The organism is Pantoea phyllosphaerae (genome assembly GCF_051025595.1).
In the GTDB taxonomy this organism is placed as follows: Bacteria; Pseudomonadota; Gammaproteobacteria; order Enterobacterales; family Enterobacteriaceae; genus Pantoea.
On sequence record NZ_JBPFDE010000004.1, the window covers coordinates 144,443 to 161,433 of the forward strand.

15 protein-coding genes are annotated in these 16,991 nt (G+C 58.6%); 8 read left to right on the plus strand and 7 right to left on the minus strand.

The genetic code is table 11. The features are described from left to right. Window positions 1–42: 42 nt before the first annotated feature. Window positions 43–1,071, minus strand: coding sequence for an EF-P beta-lysylation protein EpmB (gene epmB / locus ACR6A7_RS07700; protein ID WP_434124255.1), 1,029 nt, complete (start codon window positions 1,069–1,071; stop codon window positions 43–45). 41 nt (window positions 1,072–1,112) lie between these two features. Between epmB and efp the strand changes: the two genes are divergently transcribed. Then, window positions 1,113–1,679, plus strand: a complete 567-nt coding sequence (gene efp, locus ACR6A7_RS07705; protein WP_033793280.1) for an elongation factor P — start codon at window positions 1,113–1,115, stop codon at window positions 1,677–1,679. A 219-nt stretch (window positions 1,680–1,898) separates the two neighbouring features. Beyond that, window positions 1,899–2,033, plus strand: coding sequence for an entericidin A/B family lipoprotein (locus tag ACR6A7_RS07710; protein ID WP_033749247.1), 135 nt, complete (start codon window positions 1,899–1,901; stop codon window positions 2,031–2,033). Window positions 2,034–2,066: 33 nt separating this feature from the next. Here the strand turns inward: ACR6A7_RS07710 and ACR6A7_RS07715 are convergent, their stop codons facing one another. Next, entirely contained in the window at window positions 2,067–2,591 is a 525-nt protein-coding gene (locus tag ACR6A7_RS07715; RefSeq protein ID WP_033749248.1) for a lipocalin family protein, read from the minus strand. A gap of 134 nt (window positions 2,592–2,725) precedes the next feature. Between ACR6A7_RS07715 and epmA the strand changes: the two genes are divergently transcribed. Continuing rightward, window positions 2,726–3,703: an elongation factor P--(R)-beta-lysine ligase gene (epmA, locus tag ACR6A7_RS07720; RefSeq protein WP_434124257.1), complete on the plus strand. Its 978-nt coding sequence runs from the start codon at window positions 2,726–2,728 to the stop codon at window positions 3,701–3,703. 179 nt (window positions 3,704–3,882) lie between these two features. Here the strand turns inward: epmA and degS are convergent, their stop codons facing one another. From degS to zapG, 3 genes are all read right to left on the minus strand, one after another. After that, a complete protein-coding gene (degS, locus tag ACR6A7_RS07725; protein WP_434124258.1) occupies window positions 3,883–4,950 on the minus strand; it encodes an outer membrane-stress sensor serine endopeptidase DegS in 1,068 nt (355 codons plus the stop codon). 92 nt (window positions 4,951–5,042) lie between these two features. Then, the gene (degQ, locus tag ACR6A7_RS07730; RefSeq protein ID WP_434124259.1) at window positions 5,043–6,413 is read right to left on the minus strand and encodes a serine endoprotease DegQ; all 1,371 of its coding nucleotides are present in this window, start codon (window positions 6,411–6,413) and stop codon (window positions 5,043–5,045) included. 109 nt (window positions 6,414–6,522) lie between these two features. After that, window positions 6,523–6,924, minus strand: a complete 402-nt coding sequence (zapG, locus tag ACR6A7_RS07735; RefSeq protein WP_033749631.1) for a Z-ring associated protein ZapG — start codon at window positions 6,922–6,924, stop codon at window positions 6,523–6,525. A 176-nt stretch (window positions 6,925–7,100) separates the two neighbouring features. Here zapG and zapE point away from each other — a divergent pair, with 176 nt between their 5' ends. The 5 genes from zapE to sspB all read left to right on the plus strand — a co-directional run bounded on the left by zapE (window position 7,101) and on the right by sspB (window position 10,751). Next, window positions 7,101–8,228 carry a cell division protein ZapE gene (gene zapE / locus ACR6A7_RS07740; protein ID WP_434124261.1) on the plus strand — a complete coding sequence of 376 codons (1,128 nt, stop codon included), beginning with the start codon at window positions 7,101–7,103 and terminating at the stop codon, window positions 8,226–8,228. Between the two features lie 228 nt (window positions 8,229–8,456). Next, window positions 8,457–8,885, plus strand: coding sequence for a 50S ribosomal protein L13 (gene rplM / locus ACR6A7_RS07745; RefSeq protein WP_033793286.1), 429 nt, complete (start codon window positions 8,457–8,459; stop codon window positions 8,883–8,885). 15 nt (window positions 8,886–8,900) lie between these two features. Further along, entirely contained in the window at window positions 8,901–9,293 is a 393-nt protein-coding gene (gene rpsI, locus ACR6A7_RS07750; RefSeq protein WP_031375459.1) for a 30S ribosomal protein S9, read from the plus strand. Between the two features lie 327 nt (window positions 9,294–9,620). After that, entirely contained in the window at window positions 9,621–10,262 is a 642-nt protein-coding gene (gene sspA / locus ACR6A7_RS07755; RefSeq protein WP_033793297.1) for a stringent starvation protein SspA, read from the plus strand. Between the two features lie 3 nt (window positions 10,263–10,265). Next, the gene (gene sspB, locus ACR6A7_RS07760) at window positions 10,266–10,751 is read left to right on the plus strand and encodes a ClpXP protease specificity-enhancing factor (RefSeq protein WP_434124262.1); all 486 of its coding nucleotides are present in this window, start codon (window positions 10,266–10,268) and stop codon (window positions 10,749–10,751) included. 51 nt (window positions 10,752–10,802) lie between these two features. Here sspB and ACR6A7_RS07765 read toward each other — a convergent pair whose 3' ends face one another. Both ACR6A7_RS07765 and gltB read right to left on the minus strand, forming a co-directional pair. Next, complete coding sequence (locus ACR6A7_RS07765; RefSeq protein ID WP_434124263.1) at window positions 10,803–12,221, minus strand: glutamate synthase small subunit; 1,419 nt, start codon at window positions 12,219–12,221, stop codon at window positions 10,803–10,805. 54 nt (window positions 12,222–12,275) lie between these two features. Further along, on the minus strand, window positions 12,276–16,745 hold the full coding sequence (gene gltB, locus ACR6A7_RS07770) for a glutamate synthase large subunit (protein ID WP_434124264.1): 4,470 nt from the start codon (window positions 16,743–16,745) through the stop codon (window positions 12,276–12,278). Window positions 16,746–16,991 lie beyond the last annotated feature (246 nt).

Sequence of the window (16,991 nt, forward strand, 5' to 3'; positions counted from 1 at the left end):
GAGCGCCTGTTAAAAGCGGGTTGCTGCCCGCTGCTGGAAATACTATTCCTGACGCAGCTGCAGGTCGAGCGGCGTTTTGCTCGGCTCGCCGCCAATTTCTCGCGCCAGCTTCGGCACCATATAGCCGGACACCTGCGTCAGCAGCGTGCGTACCAGCGCGCGCGCCTCTTCATCGGAAACGTAAAAGTGCGCTGCGCCCTGCACCTTATCCAGAACGTGCAGGTAGTAGGGCAGAATGCCCGCATCGAACAGCGCGTTGCTGAGTTTGGCGAGCGCCTGAGCGTCGTTGTTGACGCCGCGCAGCAGCACGCTCTGGTTAAGCAGGGTTACGCCGGCCCGCTTCAGCTGCTGCATCGCGGCGACCAGCGAAGCGTCGATCTCCTGCGCATGGTTGATATGGGTCACCATCAATACCTGCAGGCGCGTTTCCGCCAGCATCCGACACAGCCCGTCCGTAATGCGCGCCGGAATCACCACCGGCAGGCGGCTGTGGATACGCAGTCGTTTGAGGTGGGGGATCTGCGCCAGCGCCTCAATCAGCCACGCCAGTTCATGATCTTTCGCCATGAGCGGATCGCCGCCGGAGAAGATGATTTCGTCCAGTTCAGGATGGGCGGCGATATAGTCGATAGCCGTTTGCCAGCTGCGCTTATTGCCAGGGTTATCCTGATAGGGAAAGTGTCGGCGGAAGCAGTAGCGGCAGTTAACCGCACAGCCGCCTTTGACCAGCAGGAGCGCGCGATTTCTGTATTTATGCAATAAGCCCGGCACCACGCTGCTCTGCTCGTCGAGCGGGTCGGCGCTGTAGCCAGGAGCCTGGACAAACTCCTCGCGCTGAGTAAGCACCTGCAGCAGCAGAGGATCCTGCGCATCCCCAGGCGTCATGCGCGCGATAAAGGCGCGTGGCACGCGCAGCGCGAAAAGCTGACGGGCATCGCGACCAGCGGCCAGTTCCGCATGGTGTTCAAGGCCTAAAAGTCGCAATAATTCATCAGGTTCGGTGACAACATCAGCAAGTTGCTGCAACCAATCTTCTCTGGAAGGGGTTTTTAGGGTTACAATGTGTGCCATTTTTTTGGCTATTACCAGTTCAATATTTACAGAGGGCCTTTATGGCGACTTATCTTAGCAACGATTTTCGTTCCGGTCTTAAAATCATGTTCGAAGGCGAACCTTACGCCATCGAATCCAGCGAGTTTGTTAAGCCAGGTAAAGGCCAGGCATTCGCACGCGTTAAAATGCGTCGTCTGCTGACCGGCACGCGCGTTGAGAAAACCTTCAAGTCTACCGATTCGGCTGAAGGCGCGGACGTTATTGATATGACGCTGCAGTACTCTTACAACGACGGCGACTTCTTCTACTTTATGCATCCGGAAACCTTCGAACAGTACCAGGTTGAGTCGAAAGTGCTGGAAGACGTGCAGAAGTGGCTGCAGGACAACGCAGAGTGTATCGTTACTCTGTGGAACAACAAAGCCATCGCCGTTCAGGCGCCGAACTTTATCGAAGCGGAAGTGATTGAGACCGACCCGGGCCTGAAGGGCGATACCGCTGGTACCGGCGGCAAGCCTGCTAAACTGGCGACCGGCGCCGTGGTTAAAGTGCCGCTGTTCGTTCAGATTGGCGAAGTGGTTAAAGTGGACACCCGCTCTGGCGAATACGTTTCACGCGTAAAATAAGTGCGAAGGCGCATCCTGAGATGCGCCTTTTTCATCTCAGCGCGCCTGCAAGACTTTTCATGGCCGCGACGAAGATGATATCCACCCTGCTGCGCCATTCCGTGCGCGGCAAAGCGTTCCGCCCAATAACCTTTTTTCGGTGTGTTTCAGTACGTTTAGCCATAAGCGGTCTATGCTTAAAGCGCTGTACTTGACTGCAACCACAAAAAGGATATTGCCATGTTAAAGAAAAGTATTGTTGCGATTTTCTCAGTGCTGGTGCTCTCTTCTCTGCTGTCCGCCTGTAATACCACGCGTGGTGTCGGCGAAGACGTAGAAGCGGGCGGCCAGGCTATTCAGCGTACCGCGCAGTAATATCTTCAAGCCGGTACGATCCTGTCGTACCGGTTATTTCTGCTTAACCCAAATCAGATCCTCGACCGGGAAACCGGCCTGCCGCGCCTGTTCCACCAGCTTCTGCTTCACGCCCTCATCCAGCTGCGGCGTGCGCGAGAGAATCCATAAATAGTGACGATTCGGACCGCACACCAGCGCATAGCGGTAATCCTTGTCCAGCGCGATAACGTTATAGCCGCCGTAGAAGGGGCCGAAGAAAGAGACTTTTAGCGCGGCGCGCTGCGGGTCGCCGGTAAAGTACGCCTTACCTACGCTCTCCTGCCATTTCTGCTTTTGCGGTTTGTAGCCGCGGTTGATCACCTTAAGGCCGCCGTCGTCGCGCGGGCTGTAGGTCGCCGTGACCTGTTCCAGGCCGCGCTCGAAGCGGTGATCGAGTCGCGCGATCTCATACCAGGTGCCAAGATAGCGCTGGCTGTCGAACCCTTCGACGACGGTAACGTTTTTCGGCGGCGTGGTAGAGCAGGCTACTGACAGCATTGAGCCCAGGCCTGCGATGAAGGTTTTCCATGGGGACATAAGCGATTCCTTTGTGGTTGAACAGAGTAAGTATAGTTGCCGCTGCGATTTTTCTCTGGCTCAGGACGGCTGATTGTCTGCCGGAAACAATGCAGGTAGACTTCCACCCCTTATTTGTATAAGGAGTCATCACCATGAGCGAAACGGCAAGCTGGCAGCCGAGCGCACCCATTGCCAATTTGTTGAAACGTGCCGCTATTCTCGCGGAAATTCGACGTTTCTTTGCCGATCGCGGCGTCCTTGAGGTCGATACGCCAGCGATGAGCCAGGCGACCGTCACCGATATCCATCTGGTGCCCTTTCAGACGCGCTTTGTCGGTCCCGGCGCGACGCAGGGACGCGATCTCTGGCTGATGACCAGCCCGGAATATCATATGAAGCGTCTGCTGGCGGCAGGCAGCGGGCCCATCTATCAGATGAGCCGCTGTTTTCGCAATGAAGAGGCGGGGCGCCACCATAATCCTGAATTCACCATGCTGGAGTGGTATCGCCCGCATTACGATATGTATCGCCTGATGAACGAGGTAGACGATTTGCTGCAGCAGGTGCTGGAGTGCGACAGCGCGGAGTCGCTCTCCTACCAGCAGGCATTTATTCGCTATCTCGATCTCGACCCGCTATCGGCCGATAAAGCGCAGCTGCGCGAAGCGGCGGAGAAGCTGGGCGAGGGCGAGCTGGCGAACCGCGAAGAGGATCGCGATACCCTGCTGATGCTGCTGTTTATGCTGGGCGTGGAGCCGAAGATCGGCATCGATAAGCCAGCCTTCGTTTATCATTTTCCCGCCAGCCAGGCGGCGCTGGCCGAAATCAGCACCGAGGATCACCGCGTCGCGGAGCGTTTCGAGGTCTACTATAAAGGCGTTGAGCTGGCGAACGGCTTCCGCGAGCTGACCGACAGCCGCGAGCAGCGTCAGCGCTTTGAGCAGGATAACCGGCGGCGCGCGGCGCGCGGACTGCCGCAGCATCCGGTCGACACTTATCTGCTGGATGCGCTGGCGCACGGCATGCCCGCCTGTTCCGGCGTGGCGCTGGGGGTGGATCGTTTGATTATGCTGGCGCTGAAGGCGGATTCGCTGAGCGAGGTTATCGCTTTTCCGGTGGATCGCAGCTAAACAAGATAGCGGGACGCTTTCTTCTGGGCAGGGCGATTACGCGAGTAGCGGGAACCGATCGCAAAGTCGCTCAAGGCATCCATGCGCGCTCGGCCCGCGACATCCCTGTCGCGGGACGCTTTGCTCTTCGGTTCCCGCTACCCGCGTTTTAATGCCGGTGCGGCCGGAAAGACGTTCGGTTAATTCCCACTGTCGGGAAACTCCTGAATGGTCACCGGCAGCGTCAGCTTCCGATCGTTGCGCAGCACTTCGACTTTAATCACTGAGCCTGGGCGGATCTCCGCCACCTGATCCATCGTCTCCTGCGCGGAGAGGGCTGGCTTGCCGTTCACGCTCAGCAGCACGTCGTTGACCTGGATGCCCGCTTTTTCCGCCGGTCCGTCCGGCGTCACCACGCTGACGATAATGCCCTGCACGTGATCGATGCCGCTGCCCTGGTTGTGCAGCGCAGGCAGCTCGCGTCCGGTAATGCCGATATAGCCGCGGATAACGCGGCCGTCGCGGATCAGCTTATCCATAATCTTGCTCGCCAGCGCGGTCGGGATGGCGAAGCCAATGCCTTCCGGCGTTTCGCCGTCATTGCTTTTATCAAAGGTCAGGGTATTGATGCCCATCAGCTCGCCCAGCGAGTTAATCAGCGCGCCGCCCGAGTTGCCCTGGTTGATTGAGGCGTCGGTCTGCAGGAAGTTCTGGCGTCCTGATGAACTCAGGCCGACGCGGCCCGTGGCGCTGATAATGCCCTGCGTAACGGTTTGTCCGAGGTTATAAGGGTTGCCGATCGCCATCACCACGTCACCGATATGCGGCACGCGGTGCGGGTTAATTGGGATCACCGGCAGGCTGGACGCGGTAATTTTCAGCACCGCCAGATCGGTCATGGCGTCGGAGCCGACCAGATTGGCCTCAAAAAAGCGCCCATCCTGCAGCGCCACGATAATCTGATCGGCGTTATTAATCACATGCTTGTTGGTCAGGATATAACCTTTGGCGTTCATGATCACGCCGGAACCGAGCGTAGTGATGCCGCGATTATTATTGCCGCCGTGGGCGCTACGGTTGTAGACGTTGACCACCGCAGGCACGGCGCGGCGGACGCCGGCGTTAAAGCTGAAAGGCGTCTGGTCTTCGCTGTCGTCACGGTCGAGAAGGGCGCTGGTGCCGCCCATACGCAGTGCGGGCAGGGCCGCAAGCAAAATGCCGGCGACAATCAGGCCCAGCACCACTGAACGCAAAAGTTTAGGAAACATGGTGTTAACTTACGCCAGGGGGAGATCGCAGGGCAGAATAGCACGAGAAAGGCGAACAAACACGCGCTTGTGTTGTTCGCCTGTAGCAGGAATTAACGCAGCAGCAGGTAGATAGACTCGTCGCCGCGCACCACGTTCAGCGCCAGCACCGGCGGTTTGCCTTCCAGCACTTTGCGCATTTCAGCCAGGCTGGTGACGCGCGTGCGGTTAACGCCGACAATCACATCGTCTTTCTGCAGACCGACCTGCTCAGCCGGGGTGCCTTTTTCAATGCTGTCGATCTTCACGCCCTTGTCGCCGGTTTTGGTCGCGCCGTCGCTCAGCATCGCGCCCTGCAGCGCAGGGGACATGAGCTGCGCGCTGGCCGTGGACTGTGCGCTTTGCTCCAGCGTCACCTCTACCGAAAGCGGCTTGCCGTCACGCAACAGGCCAAGCTTCACTTTCTCGCCTGGCGCGGTCGTGCCCACTTTCACACGCAGCTCGGCAAAGCTGGTGATCGGCTTGTCGTTAATCGAGGTGATAATATCGCCTGACTTGATGCCCGCTTTCTGCGCGGCGGACTGCGGCAGCACTTCCGAGACGAACGCGCCGCGCTGTGCATCGACGTTAAACGCCTTGGCGATATCCGCCGTCATCTCGGTGCCTTTGATGCCGAGCTGACCGCGCTTCACTTCGCCATATTTAATCAGCTGCTGCGCCAGGTTCATCGCCATGTCGCTCGGAATCGCAAAGCCGATGCCGATATTGCCGCCGCTCGATGCCAGAATCGCGGTGTTGATGCCGATCAGTTCGCCGTTGAGATTAACCAGCGCGCCGCCGGAGTTGCCGCGGTTAATTGCCGCGTCGGTCTGGATAAAGTTCTCCAGCCCTTCGAGGTTTAGTCCGCTGCGACCCAGCGCAGAGATGATGCCGGAGGTCGCGGTCTGACCCAGCCCGAACGGGTTGCCGATCGCCACCGCAAAGTCGCCCACTTTTAGCTGATCGGAGTCGGCGATTTTCACCTGCGTCAGGTTTTTCGCCCCTTCGACCTGAATCAGCGCGATATCGGTCTGTTCGTCATGACCGATCAGCTTCGCGTCATATTCGCTGCCGTCGCCAAGCTGCACGCTGATTTTGTCCGCACCGTTGACCACGTGGTTATTGGTCAGGATATAACCTTTAGCGGCGTCGATAATCACGCCGGAGCCCAGGCCTTCGAACGGCTGTGCCTGATCGCCGCCAGGCCCCTGGCCGAAGAAGCGTTTTAACGGCTCCGGAATATCCTGCGCCTGGCTGGCGGTTTCCGTGCCTTCAACATGGACGCTGACCACCGCCGGCAACACTTTTTCCAGCATCGGCGCCAGGCTCGGCAACGGCTGGCCCTGAATCTGCGCGGGCAAGGTCGCCATCGCCGCAGGCGTGGCGGCCAGGCTCATTCCGATACTCAAGGCTAATGCGCTTAACAGACGTGCTTGTTTTTTCATTGCTAGAACGCTCTCGCTGCGAAAAGTGGGGAGTAAACGTATGTGACAGCTGATTCAGGGTTTGGGTTCGCAAAAATGCGGGGCGCAACCGGATTACGCCCCAATAAGACTAGTCGCGCGCGGCGCGTTCGCCACGCAGCAGGCCAGAGGCGCCTTCGGAGTAGTCGCGCGGGATCTGGACGGGTGCCTGATCGTTATCCGCTTCCGCTTCGGTCAGCTGATAGGCAAAAGGGTTTTTCTCGCCCGGCAGGTTCGGCAGCAGATCGTTCGATCCTTTCGCCATGTGCTGATAGAGCTGGCGGTAATCGCGCGCCATGTTGTCCAGCAGCTCGGCGCTCTGCGCGAAGTGGTTGGTCAGCTCTTCGCGGTAGTCCGCCAGCTCTGCTTTGGACTTCTCCAGCTCGTACTGCATGCTGCGCTGCTCGCGCAGTTTTTTATTACCGAAACGCATGGCAACCGCGCCGACAATAATGCCAATGACTAAACCAATTAACCCGTATTCCCAGGTCATAATGACTCCCATGTAATTTCCGTTGTTTGTAGGGCATCCACCATTTCAATAATAGTCACTATACCCGTTAATCTTATGGATGTGGAACTCTGAGGCGGCATGCCTTAGTGTAGAGCGGCCTTTTTTTCATCAACCGATCTGTGAATAAGACCTTTTCAGGGATTCTGAGAGAACCAATGCAAACCTCATCTCCGCTTGCGCGCTATGAGCAAGCGCTGTCGCAGGGCGACTTTAAACCCGATGATGTACAACGCGATGCCATCACCCGACTGGACGCCGTTCAGCGGGCCTTACTCGCGCGTCAGCCCGAACCGCCCGCCAGCGGCAAAGGACTATTTGGCCGCCTCTCCCGACTGATGGGCAAAGAGAAAACCGACGTGCAGGCGCCGGTGCGCGGCCTCTATATGTGGGGCGGCGTAGGACGCGGCAAAACCTGGGTCATGGATTTGTTTTTTCAGTCTATTCCTGGCAACCGCAAGCTGCGCCTGCACTTCCATCGCTTTATGCTGCGCGTGCATGAAGAGCTAACCCAGCTGCAGGGAGAGAGCGATCCGCTGCTCATTATCGCCGACCGCTTTAAAGCCGAAACTGACATTCTCTGCTTCGACGAGTTTTTTGTCTCAGATATTACCGACGCCATGCTGCTCGGCACCCTGATGGAAGCGCTGTTCGCGCGCGGCATTACGCTGGTGGCAACCTCGAACATTCCGCCAGACGATCTTTACCGCAACGGCCTGCAGCGCGCGCGTTTTCTGCCGGCAATTGAGCAAATTAAACAGCACTGCGACGTGATGAACGTCGATGCCGGCATTGACTACCGGCTGCGCACCCTGACCTCGGCGCATCTGTGGAACTCGCCGCTGAACGAGGCGACGCACGCCGAAATGGAGCGCATGTTTAAGGCGCTGGCGGGCAGCGCGCGCGATGATGCGCCGGTGCTGGAGATTAACCACCGCCAGATGGCGACGCTGGGCGTCAGCGAAGGGGTGCTGGCGATCGACTTCCTGACGCTGTGCGGAGAAGGGCGCAGCCAGCATGACTATATTGAGCTGTCGCGCCGTTTCCACAGCGTGCTGCTCTACGACGTACCGGTAATGATTTATAAAACCGAAGATCAGGCGCGCCGCTTTCTGGCGCTGGTGGATGAGTTCTACGAGCGCCACGTCAAACTGGTGGTCGCGGCGGAAACGTCGCTGTTCGAAATCTATCAGGGTACGCGACTGAAATTTGAGTATCAGCGCTGCCTGTCGCGCCTGCAGGAGATGCAGAGCGAGGAGTATCTGCGGCTGCCGCATCTGCCTTAAGGGCGCGCAAGAAAAAGATCAAATAGGGTTCGATTTTTGCAATCGACTTCTCTATAATCTTGCGACCCCACGTTACAGCAACTGGATTTATTTCCCGAATCCGTTGTGCTCCGGTAACTCTATCCGAAGGGGTGGGCTTGCTGGTCAAAATGGTCGTGTGAGCCTCAACCGTTTACTTAAGCGTTTGGGTTTTCACCAACGTGTAACTTAATTTGGGTAAGCTTTTCGATGAAAACTTTTACAGCTAAACCAGAAACCGTACAGCGTGACTGGTATGTTGTTGACGCAACTGGCAAAACCTTGGGTCGCCTGGCGACTGAACTGGCGCGCCGTCTGCGTGGTAAGCATAAAGCGGAATACACTCCGCACGTTGATACTGGTGATTACATCATCGTTCTGAACGCTGACAAAGTCGCCGTTACTGGCAACAAGCGTACTGACAAGATTTACTATCACCACACTGGCCACATCGGTGGTATCAAACAGGCGACCTTTGAAGAGATGATTGCTCGCCGTCCTGAGCGTGTGATTGAAATCGCGGTTAAAGGCATGCTGCCGAAGGGCCCGCTGGGCCGTGCAATGTTCCGTAAGCTGAAAGTTTACGCGGGCAACGAGCACACCCATGCGGCACAGCAACCGCAAGTTCTTGACATTTAATCGGGATTACAGGCAATGGCTGAAACTCAAAACTACGGCACTGGTCGCCGCAAAAGCTCTACCGCTCGCGTATTTATCAAGCCGGGCAGTGGCAACATCGTTATCAACCAACGTTCTCTGGAGCAGTATTTCGGTCGCGAAACTGCCCGCATGGTCGTTCGTCAGCCGCTGGAGCTGCTGGACCTGGTTGGTAAATTCGATCTGTACGTCACCGTTAAAGGTGGTGGTATTTCTGGTCAGGCAGGTGCGATCCGTCACGGCATCACCCGCGCTCTGATGGAGTACGACGAATCTCTGCGTGCTGAACTGCGTAAAGCGGGCTTCGTTACCCGTGACGCACGTCAGGTTGAACGTAAGAAAGTCGGTCTGCGTAAAGCACGCCGTCGTCCGCAGTTCTCCAAGCGTTAATTGTTTGCGGCTTCGGCTGCTGCGATTGGCACAAAAAACCCGCTTCGGCGGGTTTTTTATTTCCTGGCCCATCACGTCAAAAAACGCGTAAAACCCCCGCGCTGCTCGCAAATTCCCCGCAAATCTCGAATCCTCGCCCACAAGCTGCCCAAAATCTGGTAAACTCTGTGTCACTTTGCGCCCATCAGTCGGCGTGTGATGTCGGTCAACCCTCAGGATGTCGGAAAGACAGATCTAACGCGGGCTGTGAGCGAACGATTGAGCAGGTGAGTCGCCGTGTGGTTGGCTATTCGCAGTAACTTTTTGTGAACAAACTTGGAGGTTTTCATGGCTGTCGCTGCCAACAAACGTTCGGTAATGACGCTGTTTTCCGGTCCTACTGACATTTTCAGCCATCAGGTACGCATCGTACTGGCTGAAAAAGGCGTTAGTGTAGAGATCGAGCAGGTCGAAATGGATAACCTGCCGCAGGATCTGATTGACCTCAACCCGTATCGCACTGTGCCGACGCTGGTAGATCGCGAACTGACGCTGTATGAATCCCGTATCATCATGGAGTATCTGGACGAGCGTTTCCCGCATCCGCCGCTGATGCCGGTCTATCCGGTTGCGCGCGGCGAAAGCCGTCTGATGATGCACCGCGTCGAGCAGGACTGGTATAGCCTGATGCACATCATCGAAAAAAGCAGCGGCCAGGAAGCGGAAGCCGCACGCAAACAGCTGCGCGAAGAGCTGCTGGCGATTGCGCCGCTGTTCGCCCGCACGCCGTTCTTTATGAGCGAAGAGTTTAGCCTGGTGGACTGCTACCTCGCACCGCTGCTGTGGCGTTTGCCGTCAATGGGCATTGATCTGGCTGGCGCTGGATCGAAAGAGCTGAAAGGCTATATGAATCGCGTATTTGAGCGTGACTCTTTCCTCGCTTCTCTGACGGAAGCGGAACGTGAAATGCGCCTGCAAGCCCGGGGCTAACCTATGGAAATGTCGCAACTCTCAGCCCGCCGTCCTTACCTGCTTCGCGCGTTCTATGACTGGCTGCTCGACAACCAGCTTACGCCGCATCTGGTGGTCGACATCAATCTGGAAGGGGTTCAGGTGCCGCTGGAATACGCGCGCGATGGACAGATTGTGCTGAATATTGCGCCGCGTGCGGTCGGCAACCTGGAACTCGGTAACGACGAAGTGCGCTTCAACGCGCGTTTCGGCGGCGTGCCGCGCCAGGTCTCCGTGCCGATGGCCGCTATTCTGGCAATCTACGCGCGTGAAAACGGCGCGGGCACGATGTTTGAGCCAGAACCCGCCTACGAGCTGGGTGCGCAGGAGGTCGAAGAGACGCCGGTCGATCCGGTGATGTCTGTGATCGATGGCGACCGCCCGGACGACGCCAGCGAAGACGATCCCTCACCGGATGACGATCCGCCGCCGCGCGGCAATCGCCCGTCGCTGCGGGTGGTGAAATAACCTGTAAAAAAGCCGGCTGCGATAGCCGGCTTTTTTGTTGCTGTGTGAACCTTACACTTCCAGATAGTCCATGATGCCTTCGGCGGCTTTACGCCCTTCAGCAATCGCCGTCACCACCAGATCTGAACCGCGCACCGCATCGCCGCCGGCGAAGATTTTCGGGTTGCTGGTCTGGAAGGCGCTTTCAGCCTGTTCCGGCGCGATAATGCGTCCCTGACCGTCCAGCTCTACGCTGAAGTCGGCCAGCCACTCCATTTTGTGCGGACGGAAGCCGAATGCCATGACGACCGCGTCTGCGGGCAGCACATGCTCGGAGCCCGGCACGATTTCCGCGCGGCGACGTCCTGCCGCATCCGGCTGGCCCATCTCGGTGCGCGCCACTTTGACGCCGCTGACGCGACCGCTGGCGTTGATTTCGACGCCCAGCGGCTGCACGTTGAACTGGAACTCCACGCCCTCTTCACGCGCGTTTTTCACCTCGCGCTTCGAGCCCGGCATGTTGGCTTCGTCGCGGCGGTAGGCGCAGGTAACGTGCGTCGCACCCTGACGGATTGAGGTACGTACGCAGTCCATCGCGGTATCGCCGCCACCCAGCACCACGACGCGCTTGCCTTCCATACTGATGTAAGGCTGTTCCTCCTGCTGCGCAAAGCCCATCGTATGCTTCGTGTTGGCGATCAGGAACGGCAGCGCGTCATAGACGCCCGGCGCATCTTCGTTTTCCAGACCACCGCGCATTGACTGGTAGGTGCCGACGCCCAGGAAGACGGCGTCATAGCTGTTTAGCAGGTCGCTCATCTGCACGTCGCGGCCCACTTCTGTATTCAGCTGAAACTCAATGCCCATCCCGGTAAAGAGTTCGCGGCGCTTGATCATCACCTCTTTTTCCAGCTTAAACGACGGGATGCCGAAGGTCAGCAGGCCGCCGATTTCCGGATGGCGATCGTAAACCACCGCTTTGACGCCGTTGCGCGTCAGCACGTCCGCGCAGGCGAGGCCCGCCGGACCCGCGCCGATAATCGCCACGCGCCTGCCGGTCGGTTTAACGTGCGACATATCGGGACGCCAGCCCATCTCCATCGCTTTATCGTTGATGTAGCGCTCGATATTGCCGATGGTGACCGCACCAAACTCATCATTCAGGGTGCAAGAGCCTTCGCACAGACGATCCTGCGGGCAGACGCGTCCGCACACTTCCGGCAGGCTGTTGGTCTGATGCGACAGCTCCGCCGCTTCGATAATGCGGCCTTCGTTCGCCAGCTTCAGCCAGTTAGGAATGTAGTTATGAACCGGGCACTTCCACTCGCAGTAAGGGTTGCCGCACGAGAGACAGCGATCGGCCTGCGCCTTTACCTGGCTGTCAGAGAAGGGCTCATAAATTTCGACAAACTCAATTTTACGAATTTTCAGCGGCTTCTTTGGCGGGTCAACGCGCTGCAGGTCGATAAATTGATATACGTTTTGACTCATCGTAACCTCTTACGGCTATCCCGTCCGGCGGGCCGCGCCGGACGGAGCAAACTATTACTGTGCCTGCACGCGCAGCTCGGCTGCGGAACGACTGCGGTGACCCAGCAACGCTTTGACGTCGCTGGACTTCGGTTTAACCAGCGCGAAGCGCGACGACCAGAGCGGCCAGTTGGCGAGGATCTCTTCGCCGCGGCTGGAGCCGGTGTGCTGTACATGCTCGGTGATCAGGCCGCGCAGGTGTTCCTCATGGATCGCCAGCTCGTCGACGTTGAGCACTTCCACCAGCTCCGGGTTGACGCGCTTGCGGAACTCGCCGTCTTCATCCAGCACGTAGGCGAAGCCGCCCGTCATGCCGGCGCCGAAGTTAACGCCGGTGCGGCCCAGCACGCAGACGATGCCGCCGGTCATATATTCGCATCCGTTGTCGCCGATCCCTTCTACCACCGTAATCGCGCCCGAGTTGCGCACGGCGAAACGCTCGCCCGCGCGGCCTGCGGCAAACAGCTTGCCGCCCGTCGCGCCGTAGAGGCAGGTGTTGCCCGCAATGGTCGCTTCGTGGCTGCGGAACGCCGAGCCGACCGGCGGACGGATTGCCAGCATGCCGCCAGCCATTCCCTTGCCGACGTAGTCGTTGGCGTCGCCGGTCAGCGTCAGTTCGACGCCGCCAGCGTTCCATACGCCGAAGCTCTGACCGGCGGTGCCGGAGAAGTGCGCGCGGATCGGATCCGCCGCCAGCCCCTGATCGCCGTGGATCGCCGCGATAGCGCCGGAGAGCGTCGCGCCGACGGAGCGGTCGGTGTTGCGAATGTCGAAGAAGAAGGTCTTGCTCTGTCTCGCTTCTACAAACGGCATCGCCTGGTCGTGCAGCGCTTTATTCAGCTCGCCTTTGTCGAAAGGCGGGTTGCTGCCTTCGGTGCAGTGCAGCGCTTTGCCCGGCATTGGCGTCGCGGTTTTCAGCAGCGACGAGAGATCCAGGTTCTGCTGTTTGGCGGTGAAGCCGTCCAGCTCTTTCAGCAGATCGGTGCGGCCGATCAGGTCAGTCAGGCGTTTCACGCCCAGGCTCGCCATCAGCTCGCGGGTTTCACGCGCAATGAACTCAAAGTAGTTGGTTACCTTGAAGGGCAGGCCGTGATAGTGATTCTTACGCAGCTTGTCGTCCTGGGTTGCTACGCCGGTTGCGCAGTTGTTCAGGTGACAGATACGCAGATATTTACAGCCCAGCGCTACCATCGGACCGGTGCCGAAGCCGAAGCTTTCCGCGCCGAGGATCGCCGCCTTAATAATGTCGAGGCCGGTTTTCAGGCCACCGTCGACCTGCAGACGGATCTTATGCCGCAGACCGTTGGAGACCAGCGCCTGCTGGGTTTCCACCAAGCCGAGCTCCCACGGGCAGCCCGCATATTTCACCGAGCTTAGCGGACTGGCGCCGGTGCCGCCGTCATAGCCGGCGATGGTAATCAGGTCGGCATAGGCTTTTGCTACGCCGGTTGCAATGGTGCCGACGCCTGGTTCAGAGACCAGCTTCACCGAAATCATCGCTTTAGGATTCACCTGCTTCAGGTCGAAAATCAGCTGCGCCAGATCTTCGATCGAGTAGATGTCGTGATGCGGCGGCGGGGAGATCAGCGTGACGCCCGGCACGGAGTAGCGCAGCTTCGCGATATACGGCGTGACTTTGTCGCCCGGCAGCTGGCCGCCTTCGCCTGGCTTCGCCCCCTGCGCCACTTTAATCTGAATCACGTCGGCATTGGCCAGATAGGCTGGCGTCACGCCGAAGCGGCCGGAAGCGACCTGCTTGATACGCGAAACTTTGTTGGTGCCGTAGCGCGCCGGATCTTCGCCGCCTTCGCCAGAGTTAGAGTAGCCGCCGAGCGAGTTCATCGCTTCGGCCAGCGCCTCATGCGCCTCTGGGCTGAGTGCACCGATAGACATCGCCGCGGTGTCAAAACGCTTAAACAGCTCGCTGGTCGGCTCGACCTCATCAATGTGAACGGATTCAGTGCCTGGCTGCAGCGCCAGCAGATCGCGCAGCGTTGCCACTGGGCGCTCGTTTACCAGCTTCGCATAGGCCTGATAGTCGCTGTATTCGCCGCTTTCTACCGCGCGTTGCAGCGTACCCACCACGTCCGGGTTATAGGCGTGATACTCGCCGCCGTGCACATACTTCAGCAGGCCGCCCTGGTCCAGCGGCTTGCGCTGCAGCCAGGCGCGTTTCGCCAGGTTGGTCAGATCCTGCTGGAAGTCGGCGAAGCTGGCGCCGTTGATGCGGCTGACCACGCCCTGGAAGCAGAGGCGCGAGACATCGGCATGCAGGCCCACCGCTTCGAACAGTTTCGAGCAGCGATAGGAGGCGATGGTCGAGATGCCCATCTTGGACATGATCTTGTAAAGGCCTTTATTGATGCCGTTACGGTAGTTCAGCATTACCGCGCGATAATCTTTTTCGATCACGTTGCTGTCAACCATCTTCGCCAGTGACTCATAGGCCAGATAGGGATAGATAGCCGTCGCGCCAAAGCCGAGCAGTACGGCAAAATGGTGCGGATCGCGCGCGCTGGCGGTTTCAACAATAATGTTGGCGTCGCAGCGCAGGTTTTTCTCAACCAGACGCGTCTGCACCGCGCCGACGATCATCGGCGCCGGAACCGGCAGGCGGTTTTCGCCGATGGCGCGATCGGAGAGCACCAGCAGCACGGTGCCGTCGCGCACCATGCGTTCAGCCTCATCGCACAGCACGTGCATCGCCTGTTCCAGGGTTTGCGTCGCCGGGTCGAAGGTGCAGTCGAGCGTGTCGGCGCGATAGTACTCGCCTTCCATGGTGGTCAGCTGATTAAAGTCTGACCACAGCAGGATAGGGGACTTAAAGCTGACGCGATGCGCCTGACCTTCCGCTTCGCAGAAGACGTTCATTTCGCGGCCGATGCTGGTCGCCAGCGACATCACATGGTTTTCACGCAGCGGATCGATCGGCGGGTTGGTCACCTGCGCGAACTGCTGGCGGAAATAGTCATAAATAATGCGCGGACGGCTGGAGAGCACGGCGAACGGCGTGTCGTCGCCCATCGAGCCGACCGCTTCCTGGCCGTTTTCGCCCAGCACGCGAATAATAGTGTCGAGCTCTTCGCTGCTGTAGCCGAACTGCTTCTGATAGGTCGCCAGCAGCGGATCGTTCAGCTCGCGGCTGCCAACCTGGTCGTCAGGCAGATCTTCGAACGGCACCAGACGCTTAACGTTTTTCTCCATCCACTCTTTATAGGGATGGCGACTCTTCAGATCGTTGTCGGTTTCCGCCGAATGGAGGATGCGCCCGATACGGGTGTCGATCACCATCAGCTCGCCCGGACCGACGCGGCCTTTCTCCACCACTTCATCCGGCTGATAATCCCAGATGCCAACTTCGGAGGCGCAGGTAATCAGCTTGTCTTTGGTGATCACGTAGCGCGCCGGGCGCAGGCCGTTACGGTCAAGGTTACAGGCGGCGTAGCGGCCGTCGGACATGACGATGCCCGCCGGGCCGTCCCACGGCTCCATATGCATGGAGTTGAAGTCGAAGAAGGCGCGCAGCTCCGGATCCATATCCGGGTTGTTCTGCCAGGCGGGCGGCACCAGCAGGCGCATCGCACGCACCAGGTCCATGCCGCCGTTCAGGAACAGCTCCAGCATGTTGTCCATCGAACTGGAGTCGGAGCCGGTTTCATTAACGAACGGCCCGGCGTTCTGCAGGTCGGGGATCAGCGGCGTATTGAATTTATAGGCGCGCGCGCGCGCCCACTGCCGGTTACCGGCAATGGTATTGATTTCGCCGTTGTGCGCCATATAGCGGAACGGCTGCGCCAGCGGCCAGCGCGGCACGGTATTGGTGGAGAAGCGCTGGTGGAACAGGCAGATAGCCGATTCCAGGCGCAGATCCGCCAGATCGAGATAGAAGCGAGGCAGGTCGGCCGGCATACACAGGCCTTTATAGATATTGACCTGGTTTGAGAAGCTGCAGATATAGAACGCTTTATCATCGGTTTGTTCGATACGCTTTTCCGCGCGGCGGCGCGCCATATAAAGGCGACGCTCCATATCGCGCGGACGCCAGCCGGCCGGGGCGTTGATAAAGAGCTGCTGAATGCGCGGCATAGAGGAGAGGGCAATCTCTCCCAGGACGTCCTGATTGACGGGCACGTCGCGCCAGCCGACCACAGAGAGGGTTTCACGGACCACTTCCTCTTCCACAATGCGGCGGCTCGCCTGAGCCTCTTCCTCATCATGGCTAAGGAACAGCATGCCTACGGCGTAGTTTTTCGCCAGGCGCCAGCCTTTCTCTTCCGCAACGACGCGGAAGAAGCGGTCAGGTTTTTGTAATAACAGACCACAACCGTCGCCGGTCTTGCCGTCGGCAAGGATCGCGCCACGGTGTTGCATACGGGCCAGCGCATGGATAGCGGTACGCACTACCTTATGGCTAGGTTCGCCTTCTATATGGGCGATGAGGCCGAAACCACAGTTATCCTTTTCAAGGGATTTGTCATACAACATTTCAGTGAACCTCCCCAGGCTCTGTGGATTCCCTTTGGTCGGGCTACGGGCGCAGAAAGTGCTAAGCGACAGGCTGGCGCGCATCGTGCGCTGCACTCCTGTGTCGCCCCATCTGTCTGGCCTTTGGCGTCGTTGTCACAAGCATCGTGGTCTTGTTACAGGGGGAATCTCTGTTACTGCATAAATATGACGAGTTGAGTACCCGTCCAGAAAGCTTCCAGCGGATTTCCAACTTATCGGGAAAGC

Bases quoted from the DNA above. Each gene is read 5' to 3' on its own strand.
- epmB (WP_434124255.1), bottom strand. From the start codon at position 1,071: ATGGCACACATTGTAACCCTAAAAACCCCTTCCAGAGAAGATTGGTTG.
- efp (WP_033793280.1), top strand. From the start codon at position 1,113: ATGGCGACTTATCTTAGCAACGATTTTCGTTCCGGTCTTAAAATCATG.
- ACR6A7_RS07710 (WP_033749247.1), top strand. From the start codon at position 1,899: ATGTTAAAGAAAAGTATTGTTGCGATTTTCTCAGTGCTGGTGCTCTCT.
- ACR6A7_RS07715 (WP_033749248.1), bottom strand. From the start codon at position 2,591: ATGTCCCCATGGAAAACCTTCATCGCAGGCCTGGGCTCAATGCTGTCA.
- epmA (WP_434124257.1), top strand. From the start codon at position 2,726: ATGAGCGAAACGGCAAGCTGGCAGCCGAGCGCACCCATTGCCAATTTG.
- degS (WP_434124258.1), bottom strand. From the start codon at position 4,950: ATGTTTCCTAAACTTTTGCGTTCAGTGGTGCTGGGCCTGATTGTCGCC.
- degQ (WP_434124259.1), bottom strand. From the start codon at position 6,413: ATGAAAAAACAAGCACGTCTGTTAAGCGCATTAGCCTTGAGTATCGGA.
- zapG (WP_033749631.1), bottom strand. From the start codon at position 6,924: ATGACCTGGGAATACGGGTTAATTGGTTTAGTCATTGGCATTATTGTC.
- zapE (WP_434124261.1), top strand. From the start codon at position 7,101: ATGCAAACCTCATCTCCGCTTGCGCGCTATGAGCAAGCGCTGTCGCAG.
- rplM (WP_033793286.1), top strand. From the start codon at position 8,457: ATGAAAACTTTTACAGCTAAACCAGAAACCGTACAGCGTGACTGGTAT.
- rpsI (WP_031375459.1), top strand. From the start codon at position 8,901: ATGGCTGAAACTCAAAACTACGGCACTGGTCGCCGCAAAAGCTCTACC.
- sspA (WP_033793297.1), top strand. From the start codon at position 9,621: ATGGCTGTCGCTGCCAACAAACGTTCGGTAATGACGCTGTTTTCCGGT.
- sspB (WP_434124262.1), top strand. From the start codon at position 10,266: ATGGAAATGTCGCAACTCTCAGCCCGCCGTCCTTACCTGCTTCGCGCG.
- ACR6A7_RS07765 (WP_434124263.1), bottom strand. From the start codon at position 12,221: ATGAGTCAAAACGTATATCAATTTATCGACCTGCAGCGCGTTGACCCG.
- gltB (WP_434124264.1), bottom strand. From the start codon at position 16,745: ATGTTGTATGACAAATCCCTTGAAAAGGATAACTGTGGTTTCGGCCTC.